The sequence below is a fragment of the Streptomyces sp. NPDC093252 genome (assembly GCF_040683675.1).
Classification (GTDB): Bacteria; Actinomycetota; Actinomycetes; order Streptomycetales; family Streptomycetaceae; genus Streptomyces.
In genome coordinates, this window is the sequence record NZ_JBFBEM010000003.1 from 532,825 (window position 1) to 547,377 (window position 14,553).

General features: G+C 72.1%; 12 protein-coding genes and 1 tRNA gene. 5 read left to right on the forward strand and 8 right to left on the reverse strand.

Features of this window, described 5'->3' with window-relative positions; all coding sequences use genetic code 11:
• Window positions 1-171 precede the first annotated feature (171 nt).
• On the forward strand, window positions 172-1,773 hold the full coding sequence (locus tag AB0O01_RS08400; protein ID WP_365311797.1) for a sulfite oxidase: 1,602 nt from the start codon (window positions 172-174) through the stop codon (window positions 1,771-1,773).
• A 111-nt stretch (window positions 1,774-1,884) separates the two neighbouring features.
• The gene (locus tag AB0O01_RS08405; RefSeq protein WP_365311680.1) at window positions 1,885-2,562 is read left to right on the forward strand and encodes a fasciclin domain-containing protein; all 678 of its coding nucleotides are present in this window, start codon (window positions 1,885-1,887) and stop codon (window positions 2,560-2,562) included.
• A gap of 274 nt (window positions 2,563-2,836) precedes the next feature.
• On the opposite strand, the gene AB0O01_RS08410 is transcribed toward AB0O01_RS08405, so the two are convergent.
• Entirely contained in the window at window positions 2,837-4,165 is a 1,329-nt protein-coding gene (locus tag AB0O01_RS08410) for a cation:proton antiporter (RefSeq protein WP_365311681.1), read from the reverse strand.
• Window positions 4,166-4,549: 384 nt separating this feature from the next.
• Window positions 4,550-4,623, reverse strand: a tRNA-Thr gene (locus tag AB0O01_RS08415).
• Between the two features lie 216 nt (window positions 4,624-4,839).
• Here AB0O01_RS08415 and ugpC point away from each other — a divergent pair.
• From ugpC to AB0O01_RS08430, 3 genes are all read left to right on the forward strand, one after another.
• Complete coding sequence (ugpC, locus tag AB0O01_RS08420) at window positions 4,840-5,928, forward strand: sn-glycerol-3-phosphate ABC transporter ATP-binding protein UgpC (RefSeq protein ID WP_365311682.1); 1,089 nt, start codon at window positions 4,840-4,842, stop codon at window positions 5,926-5,928.
• A gap of 268 nt (window positions 5,929-6,196) precedes the next feature.
• Window positions 6,197-6,652 carry a hypothetical protein gene (locus AB0O01_RS08425; protein WP_365311798.1) on the forward strand — a complete coding sequence of 152 codons (456 nt, stop codon included), beginning with the start codon at window positions 6,197-6,199 and terminating at the stop codon, window positions 6,650-6,652.
• A gap of 156 nt (window positions 6,653-6,808) precedes the next feature.
• Entirely contained in the window at window positions 6,809-7,558 is a 750-nt protein-coding gene (locus AB0O01_RS08430; RefSeq protein WP_365311683.1) for a nucleotidyltransferase family protein, read from the forward strand.
• Window positions 7,559-7,800: 242 nt separating this feature from the next.
• On the opposite strand, the gene AB0O01_RS08435 is transcribed toward AB0O01_RS08430, so the two are convergent.
• From AB0O01_RS08435 to AB0O01_RS08460, 6 genes are all read right to left on the reverse strand, one after another.
• Complete coding sequence (locus AB0O01_RS08435) at window positions 7,801-9,603, reverse strand: DoxX family membrane protein (protein ID WP_365311684.1); 1,803 nt, start codon at window positions 9,601-9,603, stop codon at window positions 7,801-7,803.
• Between the two features lie 141 nt (window positions 9,604-9,744).
• On the reverse strand, window positions 9,745-10,689 hold the full coding sequence (rlmB, locus tag AB0O01_RS08440; RefSeq protein WP_365311685.1) for a 23S rRNA (guanosine(2251)-2'-O)-methyltransferase RlmB: 945 nt from the start codon (window positions 10,687-10,689) through the stop codon (window positions 9,745-9,747).
• A gap of 128 nt (window positions 10,690-10,817) precedes the next feature.
• Window positions 10,818-12,218, reverse strand: a complete 1,401-nt coding sequence (cysS, locus tag AB0O01_RS08445) for a cysteine--tRNA ligase (RefSeq protein WP_365311686.1) — start codon at window positions 12,216-12,218, stop codon at window positions 10,818-10,820.
• Window positions 12,219-12,327: 109 nt separating this feature from the next.
• On the reverse strand, window positions 12,328-12,825 hold the full coding sequence (ispF, locus tag AB0O01_RS08450; RefSeq protein ID WP_365311687.1) for a 2-C-methyl-D-erythritol 2,4-cyclodiphosphate synthase: 498 nt from the start codon (window positions 12,823-12,825) through the stop codon (window positions 12,328-12,330).
• Window positions 12,815-13,567: a 2-C-methyl-D-erythritol 4-phosphate cytidylyltransferase gene (gene ispD / locus AB0O01_RS08455; RefSeq protein WP_365311688.1), complete on the reverse strand. Its 753-nt coding sequence runs from the start codon at window positions 13,565-13,567 to the stop codon at window positions 12,815-12,817. Before ispD ends, ispF begins: the two co-directional genes overlap by 11 nt.
• Window positions 13,568-13,889: 322 nt before the next feature.
• Window positions 13,890-14,372, reverse strand: a complete 483-nt coding sequence (locus AB0O01_RS08460) for a CarD family transcriptional regulator (RefSeq protein ID WP_003953493.1) — start codon at window positions 14,370-14,372, stop codon at window positions 13,890-13,892.
• Between the last annotated feature and the right edge of the window lie 181 nt (window positions 14,373-14,553).

Here is a 14,553-nt window from a genome sequence, read left to right on the forward strand (position 1 = left end):
TTGCGGTGACAGCGCCTGGCGGGCCTCGACCGAGCGGAATCGATGCGCTTGATCCGTAGCCGGTGGGCCTCGCGGATGGGTGGGTCGGGGGATTTCATCCGTTCGGGCGGCCGACCAATCCAGCGGGCGGCCCGGGGCCGGATTCCCCGTGTGAGGAACGACGAGACGGGCATCCGGGACCGGCGGCGGGCAGCAGCGGCGCCGTCGGCGCTCGGTGCGCTGAGCGGGTCGCTGGCCGGTCTCGCGGCCCTCGCCGTCGCCGAGTTGGTGTCCTCGGCGGTACGTCCGCAGGCCGGTCCCGTCATCGCGGTGGGCGGGGCGGCGATCGACCGTACGCCCACCGCGGTCAAGGACTGGGCGATCCGGAACTTCGGCACGAACGACAAACTGGTGCTCCAGGCCGGAATCCTCGCGGTGCTGGCGTTCCTCGCGCTGGGTCTGGGAATCGCGGCACTGCGGTTCCGCCGTACGGGCGTGGCGGGCGTGCTCGTGTTCGGGCTGGTGGGTGCGGTGGCCGCCGTCACCCGGCCCGACGCGAACGGCCCGCTCGACACGGTGCCGTCCCTGGCGGGGGCGGTCGCCGGAGCGGCCGTGCTGTACGCCTTGGTGGGCCGGCTCACCGCGGGGAGCCGGACTGCCTTACCCAGTGGCGGACGGCAACAGGAACCGAAGCGGGAGCCGGGCTGGGACCGGCGTGGTTTCGTCATCGCCGCGAGCGCCGCCGCGGTGGCCTCCGCCGGGGCCGGTGGCCTCGGCCGGGTCCTGAAGGGCTCGGCCGCCGAGAACGCCGCCGCCTCCCGTGAACGCGTGCTGCTGCCCGCCCCTGGCTCCCCCGCAACCCCCGTACCCAGGGGCGCCCGGCTACGGGTCCCCGGAATCAGCCCCTTCGTCACCCCCAACAACTCCTTCTACCGCGTCGACACCGCACTCGTCGTACCGAGGGTGGACGCCACCACGTGGCGGCTGCGCATCCACGGCCGGGGCGTCACCCGCCCGCTCACCCTCACCTACGACGACCTGCTCCGCCGCGAACTGGTCGAGCGGGACATCACCCTCACCTGCGTCTCCAACGAGGTCGGCGGCCCCTATGTCGGCAACGCCCGCTGGACCGGCGTACGGCTCGCCGAACTGCTCGCCGAGTGCGGCGCGCGGGCGCCCTCCCGGGGCGGTCCCGCCGACCAACTGGTGGCGCGTTCCGTGGACGGCATGACGCTGGGCAGCCCGGTCGAGGACGTCATGGACGGCCGGGACGCCCTGCTCGCCCTCGGCATGAACGGCGAACCCCTCCCCTTCGACCACGGCTTCCCCGTCCGCATGGTGGTGCCGGGCCTGTACGGGTTCGTCTCCGCCTGCAAATGGATCGAGGACATCGAACTGACCACGTTCGACGCCTACGACCCCTACTGGGTGCGGCGGGGATGGGCGCGCCGGGCGCCGGTCAAGACGCAGTCGCGGATCGACACACCCCGGCCCTTCGCCCGGCCGACGGCGGGCGAGGTCATGGTCGCCGGGGTCGCCTGGGCCCAGCACCGGGGCATCGACCGGGTCGAGGTCCGGGTGGACGACGGGCCGTGGCAGCGGGCCCGGCTCGCCGCCGAGGCGGGCCGGGACACCTGGCGCCAGTGGTCCCTCCCCTGGCAGGCCACCCCAGGCGCCCACACCCTCACCGTCCGCGCCACCGACCGCACCGGAACCGTGCAGACGCAACAGCGGACGAAGACCGTGCCCGACGGGGCCAGCGGATGGCACTCCGTGGTCGTCACCGTCGAATGACCCCATGAACCCACCGACCCACCGACCCACCAATCCGCCCCCTGCCCAACACCTTCCCTCCCTCCAAGACGCGGCACACGCCGCTCAATTCCCCACCCCAGGAGAATCACCATGAACACTCGCCACACCCGTTTCCGCCGCGCCGCCGTCGCCCTCGCCGCCGCGGCCGTACTCCCCCTCGCCCTGACCGCCTGCTCCGACACCGGCAGCGACTCCGCCGATTCCGGCTCCGGCTCCGGCTCCGCGTCGGAGGCATCCGCCCCCGCCTCCGCCGACAACGCCGGAACCGGCACCGAGGACGCCGCCGCCATGGACCAGCCGTTCGGCCCCGCCTGCTCGACCGTCCCCACGACCGGCGCGGGCTCCTTCGACGGCATGGCCCAGGACCCCGTCGCCACCGCCGCCTCCAACAACCCCGCCCTGTCCACCCTGGTGACCGCCGTCCAGAAGGCCGGGCTGGCCGACACCCTCAACAACGCCCAGAACATCACCGTGTTCGCACCGACCAACGACGCCTTCGCGAAGATCCCCCAGGCCGACCTGGACAAGGTCCTGGGCGACAAGGCGGCGCTGACGAAGATCCTCACCTACCACGTCGTCGGACAGAAGCTCGCCCCCGCCGACCTGGAGAAGGGCTCCTTCGACACCCTGGAGACCTCGAAGCTCACCACGTCCGGCTCGGGCGAGTCGTACACCGTCGGCGACTCCGCCCGCGTCGTCTGCGGCGGAGTCAAGACCGCCAACGCCAACGTCTACATCATCGACACCGTACTGATGCCCACCACCTGACCCGCACCGGCACCCGGCAACGGCCCGTCCCCTCGCCCGCTCCCGCCCCTCCATCCGGGGCCGACCGGGCGAACGGCGGGCCACGGGCGGCCTCACTCAACCCGTATGAGGACAAGGGCATATGGACGGACTTCTTCGACGCCGTGATCCTTCCGGAACGGGAGGGTGCGGCGGTCAGCGCTCGTCCCCTGCGGTGGCCGGCCACCGGTGACCGACCAGGACCAGGAGAGTGGCTCACCCCAGGAGCCTCAGGTGCTCAGGTGCCTCAGGTGCCTCAGGTCGAAGGCTTCCGCCTGGCTCTCCCGGCAGCTCGCGTATCCGGCCGGTCACCGACCGTGAGCGCGTTCTCCCGCAGATCCGGCTCGGCGCGGAGCGCGCTCGCGAACCAGTCGCCGTAGCGGTCTCCCAGGAACGGGGCCGACGCGCCGTGCAGCAGAACGCTCAGGCTCACGGTCACGGCGACGACATCACTCAGCAGCGCCACCCCGGCCAGGTGCTCCTCGAAGGCGAGCAGGCCGAACACCAGGGAGGCGAGCCCGCGTGGGCCGAACCAGCCGAGATAGGCGACGGAGGCCGGACGCAAGCCGGTGCCGATCAACGCGAGCGCGACCGGCAGCATCCGGATGACGGTCAGGCTGACCACCGCGTACACCACGACCCGCCACGACAGATGCTGGAGAGCCGGTCCCAGGATGACCGCGCCGAACACGAGGAAGCCCAGCGAGGCCAGCAGCAGACCCAGGCGCTCGGTGAACCTCGTACTCCGCCCCGGATCGTCCGGGCGCCCAGCGCCCATGCCCCCGTCGGCAGGCGCCCGGCGCAGCCGGATACCGAAGGCCAGGCCGCCAACCCAGGCACCGATGAAGCCGCTGCCCTCCACCACGACGCACAGCGCATACGCCACGACCGGAACGGCGAGCGCCAGGAACGGCCACCACTCCGTGCCGCTCCAGCCCCGGGCGGCCGACCGGCGCAGCACACTCGCCCCCGCCCAGCCGGCCGCGAGTCCGATCGCACCGCTGAGCAGCAGCGCACGCAGGAACGTCTCGACGACGCCCGGATGACCGTGACCTTCACCGGCCGCTGCCAGCGCCAGCACGAAGAACGGCAGCGCCAGGCCGTCGTTGAGACCGGATTCGACCGACAGACCGCCGCGGATCAGCGCCGGGACCCGTTCGTTGGAGACGGCTTGCTGGCCGAGCGCGGCATCGGTCGGCGCCAGGATGATGCCGACCAGCGCCAGCTCCCAGACGCTCAGACCGGGCAGCAGCGGCCAGGCCGCCAGCCACCCCAGAGCCATCGTGGCGGGCAGGCCCACCACCAGCAGCCGCAGCGGCAGGAAAATTTCCCGGCGCAGGTCCCGGGCCCGGATCGCCGCCGCGTCCGTGAAGAGAACAAGGACCAGCGCCCCCTCCAGCAGCGTTCGGGTGACCTCGGGGTCCTTGGCCCGGTCCAGCAGGTCCAGGCCGAGAGGACCGACCGCCAGGCCGCACAGCATGAACACCAACGGCCCGGAGATCACCGTCGTCGACAGCCGCCGCGAGAACGCCCCGTAGACGACGACCACGCCACCGGACACGACCACGGCCCACTGGCTGCTCATCCGCGCTCCTCACGGCCCGCACGGGTCATCGGCCCGGCAACCGACGACAGATGACGCACCCGCCGCCCCAGCCGCACCACCGAACGTCACACAGAGACATGAATCGTCACCCTACGTGCCTACAGGGTGCGTCCAAGGGACCTTGACACTGTCGCCGCCCAGAAGGCGGCGAAGACGCTCGTCGTCCATCGGCGTGGCCATCGGCTCACGCGGCGCGAGAAGGCAACGCTCGGGTCGTGAATCGGTCGGGTATCCCGCGTCCACCGGCATCGCGACCGCGGTGTCGAACGCGGTTCGCGGTCAGCGGTGTCTCGTCCCGGACGGGTCCGAGGCCGAGCACAGCGCCACCCAGGAAAGAAACCCAGGTCGACGAGGTGCGAGCGGAGCCCCCTGTCGGATTCGAACCGACGACCTTCGCTTTACAAGAGCGGCGCTCTGACCAACTGAGCTAAGGAGGCGTACGCGGGCGTGTGTCGCGCGTGCCCGTGCAGTGTACCCACCTCCCGCCCCGCCCCCGTCGAAAATTTCCGCGAAGTTCACAGGCCCCGGACTACTGACAGAACAGGTGAACGGAAGGTACCGTCCACATTCGGTCCACGTGTCGTGGGCCGCGTTCCACCTTCCACAACGGATCGTCCGGCACGTTCCTGCCGGTAGAAGGGGGCTTCACAGCCATGGCCACTGTTACGTTCGACAAGGCGACCCGGGTCTACCCGGGCTCCGACAAGCCCGCCGTCGACGCGCTGGAGATCGCGATCGAGGACGGCGAGTTCCTCGTCCTGGTCGGCCCGTCCGGTTGCGGCAAGTCCACCTCGCTCCGCATGCTCGCGGGGCTCGAGGATGTCAACGGCGGCGCCATCCGCATCGGTGACCGCGATGTCACCCACCTGCCGCCCAAGGACCGGGACATCGCCATGGTGTTCCAGAACTACGCGCTGTACCCGCACATGTCCGTCGCCGACAACATGGGCTTCGCCCTGAAGATCGCCGGCGTCAACAAGGCGGAGATCCGGTCCAAGGTTGAAGAGGCCGCGAAGATCCTCGACCTCACCGAGTACCTGGACCGCAAGCCGAAGGCGCTCTCCGGCGGTCAGCGCCAGCGTGTCGCCATGGGCCGCGCCATCGTCCGGGAGCCGCAGGTCTTCCTCATGGACGAGCCGCTGTCCAACCTCGACGCCAAGCTCCGCGTCTCCACCCGTACGCAGATCGCGTCCCTCCAGCGCCGCCTCGGCATCACCACCGTCTACGTCACCCACGACCAGGTCGAGGCCATGACGATGGGCGACCGGGTCGCCGTCCTCAACAAGGGCATCCTCCAGCAGGTCGACTCGCCGCGGAACATGTACGACCGCCCCGCCAACCTCTTCGTCGCCGGCTTCATCGGCTCCCCGGCCATGAACCTGGTCGAGGTCCCGATCGCCGACGGCGGGGTGAAGTTCGGCAACAGCGTCGTCCCGGTCGACCGTGACGCGCTCTCCGCCACCACCGACAAGTCCGTCACCGTCGGCGTCCGCCCCGAGCACTTCGACATCGCCAGCCCCGAGTCCGACGAGGGCCTCGCCGTCACCGTCAACGTCGTCGAGGAGCTGGGCGCCGACGCCTACGTCTACGGCACCGCCAAGCTCGGCGACACCTCCAAGGACCTCGTCGTCCGCGTCAACGGCCGTGACGTCCCGGCGAAGGGCAGCCAGCTCAACGTCGTCCCGCGCTCCGGCGAGACCCACGTCTTCTCCACCTCCACCGGCGCCCGGCTCTCCGACTGAGCCGCACTGACCCGCAGGTCAAACAGGGCCGCGTGCCACCACACCTGAGGTGGCACGCGCCGCACATTGACGGAAACGACCCCGCAAACCCCCTGCGGGGTCGTTTCCGTTCGCTCACACTGCCGACAAATACCCCGGCATACGAGACATTTCGAGGACCGTACGTCAACCCCGTACCCAAAAAGAGGCACCACTTCATCCCCCAAATTGGTGACTAAATGTCGCCAAATCATCACCGGGCGCTACCCTCACTCGCGTGAAGCACTCCGTGAAGCACTCCACCCACGAAGCGACGCGCCGCGGCCGGGGACCCGCCCGCCGCATCGGCCGCTCCCTCGCCCTTGTCCTGCCCGTCGTCCTGGTGCTCTCCGGGACCCTCGCGGTCACCCGTGTCAGTTGGTCGGGCGGCCCCGACGGCGGCGCGGTGCTCACCGCGTCCGACGCCTCCGTCTCCGACGCCAAGCCGGCCGCCCCCCGCGCACCCCACGAGATCCTGCGGGACAAGCTGCTCACCGAGGTCCAGGAGAAGGACCCGGGCGTCGCCCTGACCCACCTCCAGGAGGCCGTCAACGGCCGTCCCTCGCTCGCGCAGCACTGCGCCTCGATCGCCCGCGCCCTGGGCCGCGCCGCGGTCCAGATCTACGGCCCCACCCGCGCCCAGTCCTTCGCCCGCCCCGTCTGCGACACCGCCTACGCCACCGGCGTCATCGCCGCCCACGGCTGAGCTGCCCCCGACCCAGCCCCAGCAGGGCACGCAGCAACGACACGGCGTCACAGCGGCCCCCACCCCCGCTGTGACGCACACCCGCTCACCCACCTGCCCGCCCACCGACGCTCTGACGCAACCACCCCCTCCCGACCCTGCCCGTACAGTGCGGGCATGACCGCTCCCGGCCCCTCCGCCCGCCCCTCCGCCGCCCCCCGCCCCGTCCAGGCCGTCGTGCTGGCCGGGGGCCAGGGGTCCCGGCTGCGCCCCTACACCGACGACCGGCCCAAGCCGATGGTCGAGATCCCCGGGACGGGGACGCCGATCATCGGCCATCAGCTCGCCTGGCTCGCCGACGAGGGCGTCACCGACGTGGTGATCAGTTGCGGCCATCTCGCCGATGTCCTCGAACGATGGCTGGAGAGCGCCGCACTGCCCCTGCGGGTCACCACCGCCGTCGAGACCGAGCCGCTCGGCCGCGGCGGCGCCCTCAGGTTCGCGGCGGCCCGCCTCCCCCACCCCGACCGGCCCTGGTACGCCACCAACGGCGACATCTGGACCCGTTTCTCCCTGCGCGACATGGCCGACTTCCACGCCGAACGGGACGCCGTCGCCACCCTCGCCCTCGCCCGCCCCCGCATTCCCTGGGGCGCCGTCCAGACCGACGGCTTCGGGCACATCACCGACTTCATCGAAGCCCCGCCCACGCAGTACGAGATCAATGCCGGCGTTTATGTCTTCGCACCGGAGTTCGCCGGGATGCTGCCCGAACGGGGGGACCATGAGCGGACCACCTTTCCGCGTCTCGCGCGCGAACTCCGCCTCGCCGGGTTCCCCATTCCGCAGGGCGCCTATTGGCGGGCCATCGACACCGCGAAGGATTTGACCGAGGCCGCCAAAGAGCTTGCCGCACAGCGGCGTTGAGCGAAGAAGAGGGAGAGGGCGAGAGGGGGAAGGGGAGAGGGGGGAGGGGGGAAGAATGAGAAAACGGCTCCGCCTCTCCCGTTGGGGAAAGGCGGAGCCGTACTCGTCGTACTCGTCACGCAACCGTCTCGCCGACGTGCCGTCCGGCCGTCTCGCCGAGCGGGCTTACTGTCTCGCCGTCTTACCGTCTCGCCGTTTTGGTCAGCCGGAGGGCGGGTCCAGGAGGCCGCCCACCGGCCCCCCTACCCCAACAGGCCGCCCACCAGTCCGGGCTGGCCGGACGAGGAGGAGGTGCCCTCGTCGGGGGCGCCGCCGGGGGCTCCCGACGTGCTCTCGGGCGGGGCACCGGCGGGGCCGCCGGACGCGGGGCCGGTGGTGGTGCTCGGGGCCTGCTGCTCCGGCGTCGGCTGCTGGGCCGGGGCCTGCTCGCCGCCCGCGCCCTGCGTCTGGCTGGGCGCGCCCCCCGTCGTCGTACCGGTGTCCTGGGTGGCACCCGGCGTGGTGGCCGCGCCCGCGGTGGGCGCCGCCGAGGTGGCGCCCTGCGTCGGGGCCTCGGAGGCGGCGGACGGGGAACCGCTCGCCCGCCGCTCGCCGGACTCGCCCGGCAGCGGGGAACCCGGCAGTTCGTTGCGCGGGGCCTCGCCGGGACCGGGCACGACCACCCGGTCGGAGTCCCGGACCGCGCCGCCCAGCAGCGAACCGATGAGCAGGGTCAGGCCGACGACGATCGCCGTGACCAGCGCGCCCCGGCGCAGTACATAGCGGCGCAGGTCCCACAGGTCGGCGCGGGGGCCGAGCCGGCGCCAGGCGGCGCCCGCGAGCCGGCCGTCCACCGAGTAGACGGGGGCGCCCGCGATGATCAGCGGCGACCAGGCGGCGAGATAGATGATGTCGGGGGTGTCGTAGACCGGAACGCTCTTCCAGCTCACGGTGACCAGCAGCGCGGCGGAGAGCAGCGCCCCGCCGACCGCGGCGACCCGCTGCCAGCAGCCCAGCACCGTGAGCACGCCCACGATGACCTGGAGGAAGGCGATCACCAGACCGGAGCCGACCGGGTGCTCCAGGGCGAACTGGCGCAGGGGCTCGGCGACCTCCCAGGGGTGCAGGGTGTTGAGCCACTTGACCATGGAGCCGCGCTCGCCGCCGTCGAAGTAGACGGGGTCGCAGAGCTTGCCCATCCCGGCGTAGATGGAGATGAAGCCGAGGAAGACGCGCAGCGGGAGGAGGACGACGCCGAGGTTCATCCGGCGGCCGGGGTAGTACGCGTGCCGGGCGGCCTCGTCGCCGGACCGGCGGAGGCGGGTCCCGGCGGTGGACTCCGGGTCGTCGTAGTCGTCGTCCGCGAAGTCGTCGGCGAAGTCGGCTGCCCGGTCGTCGTGGCGGGCGTCCCCGGGGTAGCGGGAATCGGGGTGGCGGGGGTCGGGGTGGCGGGGGTCGTCGTGGGGGAGTTCGTCGTCGATGCTGCCGACCGTGCGCATCTGGGGCAGCAGCCGGGGGGTGTCGCCGCCGTGGGTGCGCTGGGCGCCGACCACGGGGGTCTCGACGGTCTGGGTCAGCCCGTCCTCGTCGTACGGACCGCCGGGGGCGGGGGCTTCCACGCGCTGGATGACCTGGGTGGAGCCGGTGTCGGTGAGGGGCTCGTCGGGGTGGCGGAGGCCCGCGGTGCGCACGGCCTGGAGCAGCCGGTGCGCGCCGGTGTCGTCGGGGGCCGAACGGCCGCTCCAGACGACGGGGCGGCGCCGGGACGCGGCGCCCGCCGCTCCGGCTCTGCCCGCGGGGGTGCCGGCGGGGATCCGGGCCGTGGCGCCGCCCGCGGGGCGGGGCCCGCGCGGCGGCTGGGCGCGCCGCGAGGAGGCGCCCAACTGCACGCGGAAGCTGGCGTGATTGACGATGACCTGGGCCGGATCGCTCGGCACCTTCACCATGCTCAGCGCGGGGGCGTCGTCGAGCCCGGAGCTGAATCCGGAGCCGGAGCCGAATCCGGAGCTGAACCCCGACGAGCGGTCTCCCGTGGGTGTGCGGGGTGTTCTGGTGTCCACACTCATCTAACCGAGTGACGTGTGTTTAGGACACTGCTTTGACCCGCCGGATCTGTCCGGACCCCGTCAAGCTTGTCGGGGACGCCGGATTCGACCCGGACGGGTGGGCGGACGCACGCGCGTTCAGGGCGGGTGCGTCCGGGCCTGTCAACTCCGGCGCCGCGCCGCCTCGTAGAGGACGATCCCGGTCGCGACCCCGGCGTTCAGCGACTCCGCGCCGCCCGGCATCGGGATCCGGACCCGGACGTCACAGGTCTCGCCGACCAGCCGGGACAGGCCCTTGCCCTCGCTGCCGACGACGATCACCACCGGCCCGTCCAGCGCCGCCAGCTCGCTCAGCTCGGCCTCGCCGTCGGCGGCCAGCCCGACCACCACGATCCCGGCCTTCTTGTACGCCTCCAGCGCCCGGGTCAGATTGGTCGCGCGCGCGACCGGCGTCCGGGCCGCCGCGCCCGCCGAGGTCTTCCACGCCCCGGCCGTCATCCCGGCCGCCCGCCGCTCCGGTACGACGACCCCGTGGCCCCCGAAGGCGGACACGGACCGGACGACGGCACCGAGGTTGCGGGGGTCGGTCACGCCGTCCAGGGCGACGATCAGCGGGTCCTGCCCGGCGTCGGCGGCCTCGGCGGCGAGGTCCTCGGGGTGCGCGTACTCGTAGGGCGGGACCTGGAGGACCAGGCCCTGGTGGTTGAGCCCGTTGGTCATCCGGTCCAGCTCGGGGCGCGGGGCCTCCATCAGGTGGATGCCGCCGCGTTCTCCGGCGAGCTGGAGGGCCTCGCGGACCCGCTCGTCGTTGTCGATGAACTGCTGCACATACAGCATCGTCGCGGGGACGCCCTCGCGCAGGGCCTCGACCACCGGGTTGCGGCCGACGACCAGCTCGGACGTGGACCGGCCGCCGCCCCGGCGCTGCGGGGTCCGGCCGCCGGCCGCGCGGCGGGCCTTGGACTGCGCGGCGCGCTGCTTGGCGTGTCCCTTGCGCATCTCGGCGGGCGGGGTGGGGCCCTTGCCTTCGAGGCCCCGGCGCCGCTGGCCGCCACTGCCGACCTGCGCGCCCTTCTTGCCGGACATGCGGCGGTTGTTAGCGGCCATGATCTACCTGCCTAGAAATGTGAGTACTGCGTTGCGTAGGTCTGTGGTGCAGTGTGCCGTCCGGACGGGCGGACGGCATCTGCGGGGGCGGCCTCCGGGCCCCGGGAGGCCCCGGGAGGCCGGGGGCCTCAGCGGGGGGCGAGGGTCCAGCGGGGGCCCTGCGGGCCGTCCTCGATGGCCAGGCCGGACTGGTTGAGGCGGTCGCGGATGGCGTCGGCGGTCGCCCAGTCCTTGCGCCCGCGCGCCGCCTCCCGCTGGTCGAGCACCAGCCGGACGAGGGTGTCCACGACGCCGTGCAGATCCTCGCCCCGGTCGGCCTCCCCGGCCCACTGGGCGTCCAGCGGGTCCAGGCCCAGCACCCCGAGCATGGCGCGGACCTCGGAGAGCCGGGCGACCGCGCTCTCCTTGTCGTCGGCGGCCAGCGCGCTGTTGCCCTGGCGGACGGTGTTGTGGACGACGGCGAGGGCCTGGGGGACGCCCAGGTCGTCGTCCATCGCCTCGGCGAAGGCGGGCGGCACCTCGGCGGCCGGTTCGACGGGACCCCCGGCCAACTCCACCACGCGCTGCACGAACCCCTCGATCCGGGCGAACGCGGACTCGGCCTCGCGCAGGGCCTCCTCGCTGTACTCGATGGTGGAGCGGTAGTGCGGGGTGCCCAGGTAGTAGCGGAGCACGATCGGGCGCCATGCCTTGACCATCTCGCTGACCAGCACCGAGTTGCCGAGCGACTTGGACATCTTCTCGCCGCTCATGGTGACCCAGGCGTTGTGCACCCAGTAGGCGGCGAAGTCGTCGCCGTAGCCGCGGGCCTGGGCGATCTCGTTCTCGTGGTGCGGGAAGATCAGGTCGATGCCGCCGCCGTGGATGTCGAAGGCGGGGCCCAGGTACTTGTGGGCCATCGCCGAGCACTCCAGGTGCCAGCCGGGACGGCCGCGGCCCCACGGGGTCTCCCAGCTCGGCTCGCCCGGCTTGACGGCCTTCCACATGGCGAAGTCGCGGGGGTCGCGCTTGCCGGTCTCGCCGTCCTCCGCGGGCTGGCGCAGCCCGTCCAGGTCCTGCCGGGAGAGGGAGAGGTAGCCGGGCAGGGAGCGGACGTCGAAGTAGACGTTGCCGTCGGCCTCGTAGGCGTGGCCGCGGTCGATCAGGCCGCGCATCATCTCGATCATCTCGGTGATGTGGCCGGTGGCGCGGGGCTCGTAGGTGGGGGGGAGGCAGCCGAGTGCCTCGTAGCCCGTGTTGAAGGCGCGTTCGTTCTCGTAGCCGATGGACCACCAGGGGCGGCCCTGTTCGGCGGACTTGCGGATGATCTTGTCGTCGATGTCGGTGACATTGCGGATGAACGTCACGTCATAGCCGCGGTGCTCGAACCAGCGGCGCAGGATGTCGAAGTTCAGGCCGGAGCGGATGTGCCCGATGTGCGGGGCCGCCTGCACGGTGGCACCACAGAGGTAGATCGAGACGCGGCCCGGTGTGAGCGGGGTGAAGTCACGGATCTGCCGGGCGCTGGTGTCGTACAGGCGAATAGTCACGGGTCCAGGGTAGTGGGCGGTGGATGGTGGGTGGCGCCGTACCGGGGAACGGTGGGCGGGTGGGGGGTCAAGGGGGCTCGGAGGGCGCTCGGAGGGGGATTCAGGGGGCTCAGGGGGTTCGGACGACCAGGGCGGTGGCCACGGCCATCAGGCCCTCGCCGCGGCCGGGGAAGCCGAGGCCGTCCGTGGTGGCGCCGGAGACCGAGACCGGGGCGCCGGCCGCCTCGGTGAGGAGCTTCTGGGCCTCGTCGCGGCGCTTGCCGATCTTCGGGCGGGGGCCCACCACCTGGACGGCGACATTGCCGATGGTGAAGCCCGCGGCGCGGACGATCCGGGCCGCCTCGGCCAGCAGGGTCACCCCGGAGGCGCCGGACCACTCGGGGCGGCCGGTGCCGAAGTGCCGGCCGAGGTCGCCGAGGCCGGCGGCGGAGAAGAGGGCGTTGCAGGCCGCGTGGGCGACGACATCGGCGTCGGAGTGCCCGGCCAGGCCGGGGCCCTCGTCCTCCCACTTCAGACCGGCGCACCACAGTTCGCGGCCGTCCTCGAAGGCGTGGATGTCGGTGCCGATGCCGACCTGGGGGAGGGGGAAGGGGGTGTCAGAAGCCATCGTTGAGCCTCCGGCGGGTGAGGACCGCCTCGGCGAGGACCAGGTCGAGCGGGCGGGTGACCTTGAACGCCTCCTCGTGGCCGGGGACGACCACGACGGTCAGGCCGAGCCGCTCGATCATGCTCGCGTCGTCGGTGACCTCGCCGGTGACGGTGTCATGGGCGCGGACCAGGGTCTCGCGGTCGAAGCCCTGCGGGGTCTGGACCGCGCGCAGCCGGGCCCGCTCGGGCGTGGCGACGACGGGTTCGGGGTCGCCGGGGGTGTCCGCGGGCACGACCTCCTTGACGGTGTCGGCGAGCGGCAGCGCCGGGACGACGGCCGGGGCACCGGCGCGGACCGCCTCGATCACCCCGTCCACGGTGTCCACCGGGACCAGGGGGCGGGCGGCGTCGTGGACCAGGACGACGCCGTAGCCGAGGGGCAGGGCGTCCAGGCCGAGCCGGACGGATTCCTGGCGGGTCGCGCCGCCGGGGACGACGAGGAAGTCGGTGCGGTCGGGCAGGGCGTGCGCGTCGAGCAGCGACTTGACCTCGGCGGCCCCGTCGGGCGGGGCGACGACGATCACCAGGGAGACATGGTTGGAGGCGGCCATCGCGCGCACGGCGTGGATCAGCATCGGGGTGCCGCCCAGCGCGCGGAGCGCCTTGGGCGCCCCCGGACCGAGCCGTACGCCCCGGCCGGCGGCCGGGATGACCGCGGCGGTACGGACTCCTGCGGGCGAAGGGCGCGAAACGTCAGACATCGGTTCCTGTCAGGTTTGTGTGCTCGGCCTAGTTGGGTATGGCCACATCGTGCCGGGCACGTGCCCCTGACCGGACCCTTCCGTGACCCCGGTCGAGGCGGTTGCCCGAGCCCGGCACGCACAGTACCGGGGGAGAAATCCTCCGGCGTACGGCGCGGGCGCTGGCGTTTGCGGCGATTGCGCTGCGGATCCGGTGGCATCCGCACGGGCCCTGCGCGGGTCCGGGTACGAACATGCCGCAGCGCCCGGCGACTGCAAAGACGTCATCGGGCACCGCGGCATTTCGGTGTACGGGTCGACCGAGCACGGCTCGGTTCCCGGGTCAGGAGGCGAGGACCTCGTCGAGCAGCGCCTCGGCCTTGTCCTCGTTGGTGTTCTCCGCGAGAGCCAGCTCGCTCACCAGGATCTGGCGGGCCTTGGCGAGCATCCGCTTCTCACCGGCGGACAGTCCACGCTCACGCTCGCGACGCCACAGGTCACGCACGACTTCCGCGACCTTGATGACATCGCCGGAGGCGAGCTTCTCCAGGTTTGCCTTGTAGCGACGGGACCAGTTCGTGGGCTCCTCGGCATACGGTGCGCGCAGCACCTCGAAGACCCGGTCCAGCCCGTCCTGACCGACCACATCACGCACGCCGACGAACTCCGCATTGTCCGCTGGCACACGTACCGTCAGGTCACCCTGGGCGACCTTCAGCACCAAGTAGGTCTTGTCCACGCCTTTGATCTGGCGAGTTTCGATGGCCTCGATCAGCGCGGCCCCGTGATGGGGATAGACCACGGTGTCGCCAACCTTGAACGTCATGTGACAGGTACCCCTTCCGTGGCTATCCAGGGTAACACGGAAACGGCGGGTTCTGAATGGCGTTTTCGCAGGTCAGGGCATATCTCGGGGCTTGACAACAGCGACCGGAACGTGCTTCGCCGGGCCCCCGGGACCAGGTATTCGCAGGTCGGAGGGGCTCTCCGGGACGAGAGAAACCCGC

Excerpts from the sequence above, each read along its gene's own strand:
- AB0O01_RS08405 (WP_365311680.1), top strand. The coding sequence starts at position 1,885 with ATGAACACTCGCCACACCCGTTTCCGCCGCGCCGCCGTCGCCCTCGCC.
- AB0O01_RS08435 (WP_365311684.1), bottom strand. The coding sequence starts at position 9,603 with ATGAGTGTGGACACCAGAACACCCCGCACACCCACGGGAGACCGCTCG.
- AB0O01_RS08460 (WP_003953493.1), bottom strand. The coding sequence starts at position 14,372 with ATGACGTTCAAGGTTGGCGACACCGTGGTCTATCCCCATCACGGGGCC.
- AB0O01_RS08410 (WP_365311681.1), bottom strand. The coding sequence starts at position 4,165 with ATGAGCAGCCAGTGGGCCGTGGTCGTGTCCGGTGGCGTGGTCGTCGTC.
- ispD (WP_365311688.1), bottom strand. The coding sequence starts at position 13,567 with ATGTCTGACGTTTCGCGCCCTTCGCCCGCAGGAGTCCGTACCGCCGCG.
- ispF (WP_365311687.1), bottom strand. The coding sequence starts at position 12,825 with ATGGCTTCTGACACCCCCTTCCCCCTCCCCCAGGTCGGCATCGGCACC.
- ugpC (WP_365311682.1), top strand. The coding sequence starts at position 4,840 with ATGGCCACTGTTACGTTCGACAAGGCGACCCGGGTCTACCCGGGCTCC.
- rlmB (WP_365311685.1), bottom strand. The coding sequence starts at position 10,689 with ATGGCCGCTAACAACCGCCGCATGTCCGGCAAGAAGGGCGCGCAGGTC.
- AB0O01_RS08430 (WP_365311683.1), top strand. The coding sequence starts at position 6,809 with ATGACCGCTCCCGGCCCCTCCGCCCGCCCCTCCGCCGCCCCCCGCCCC.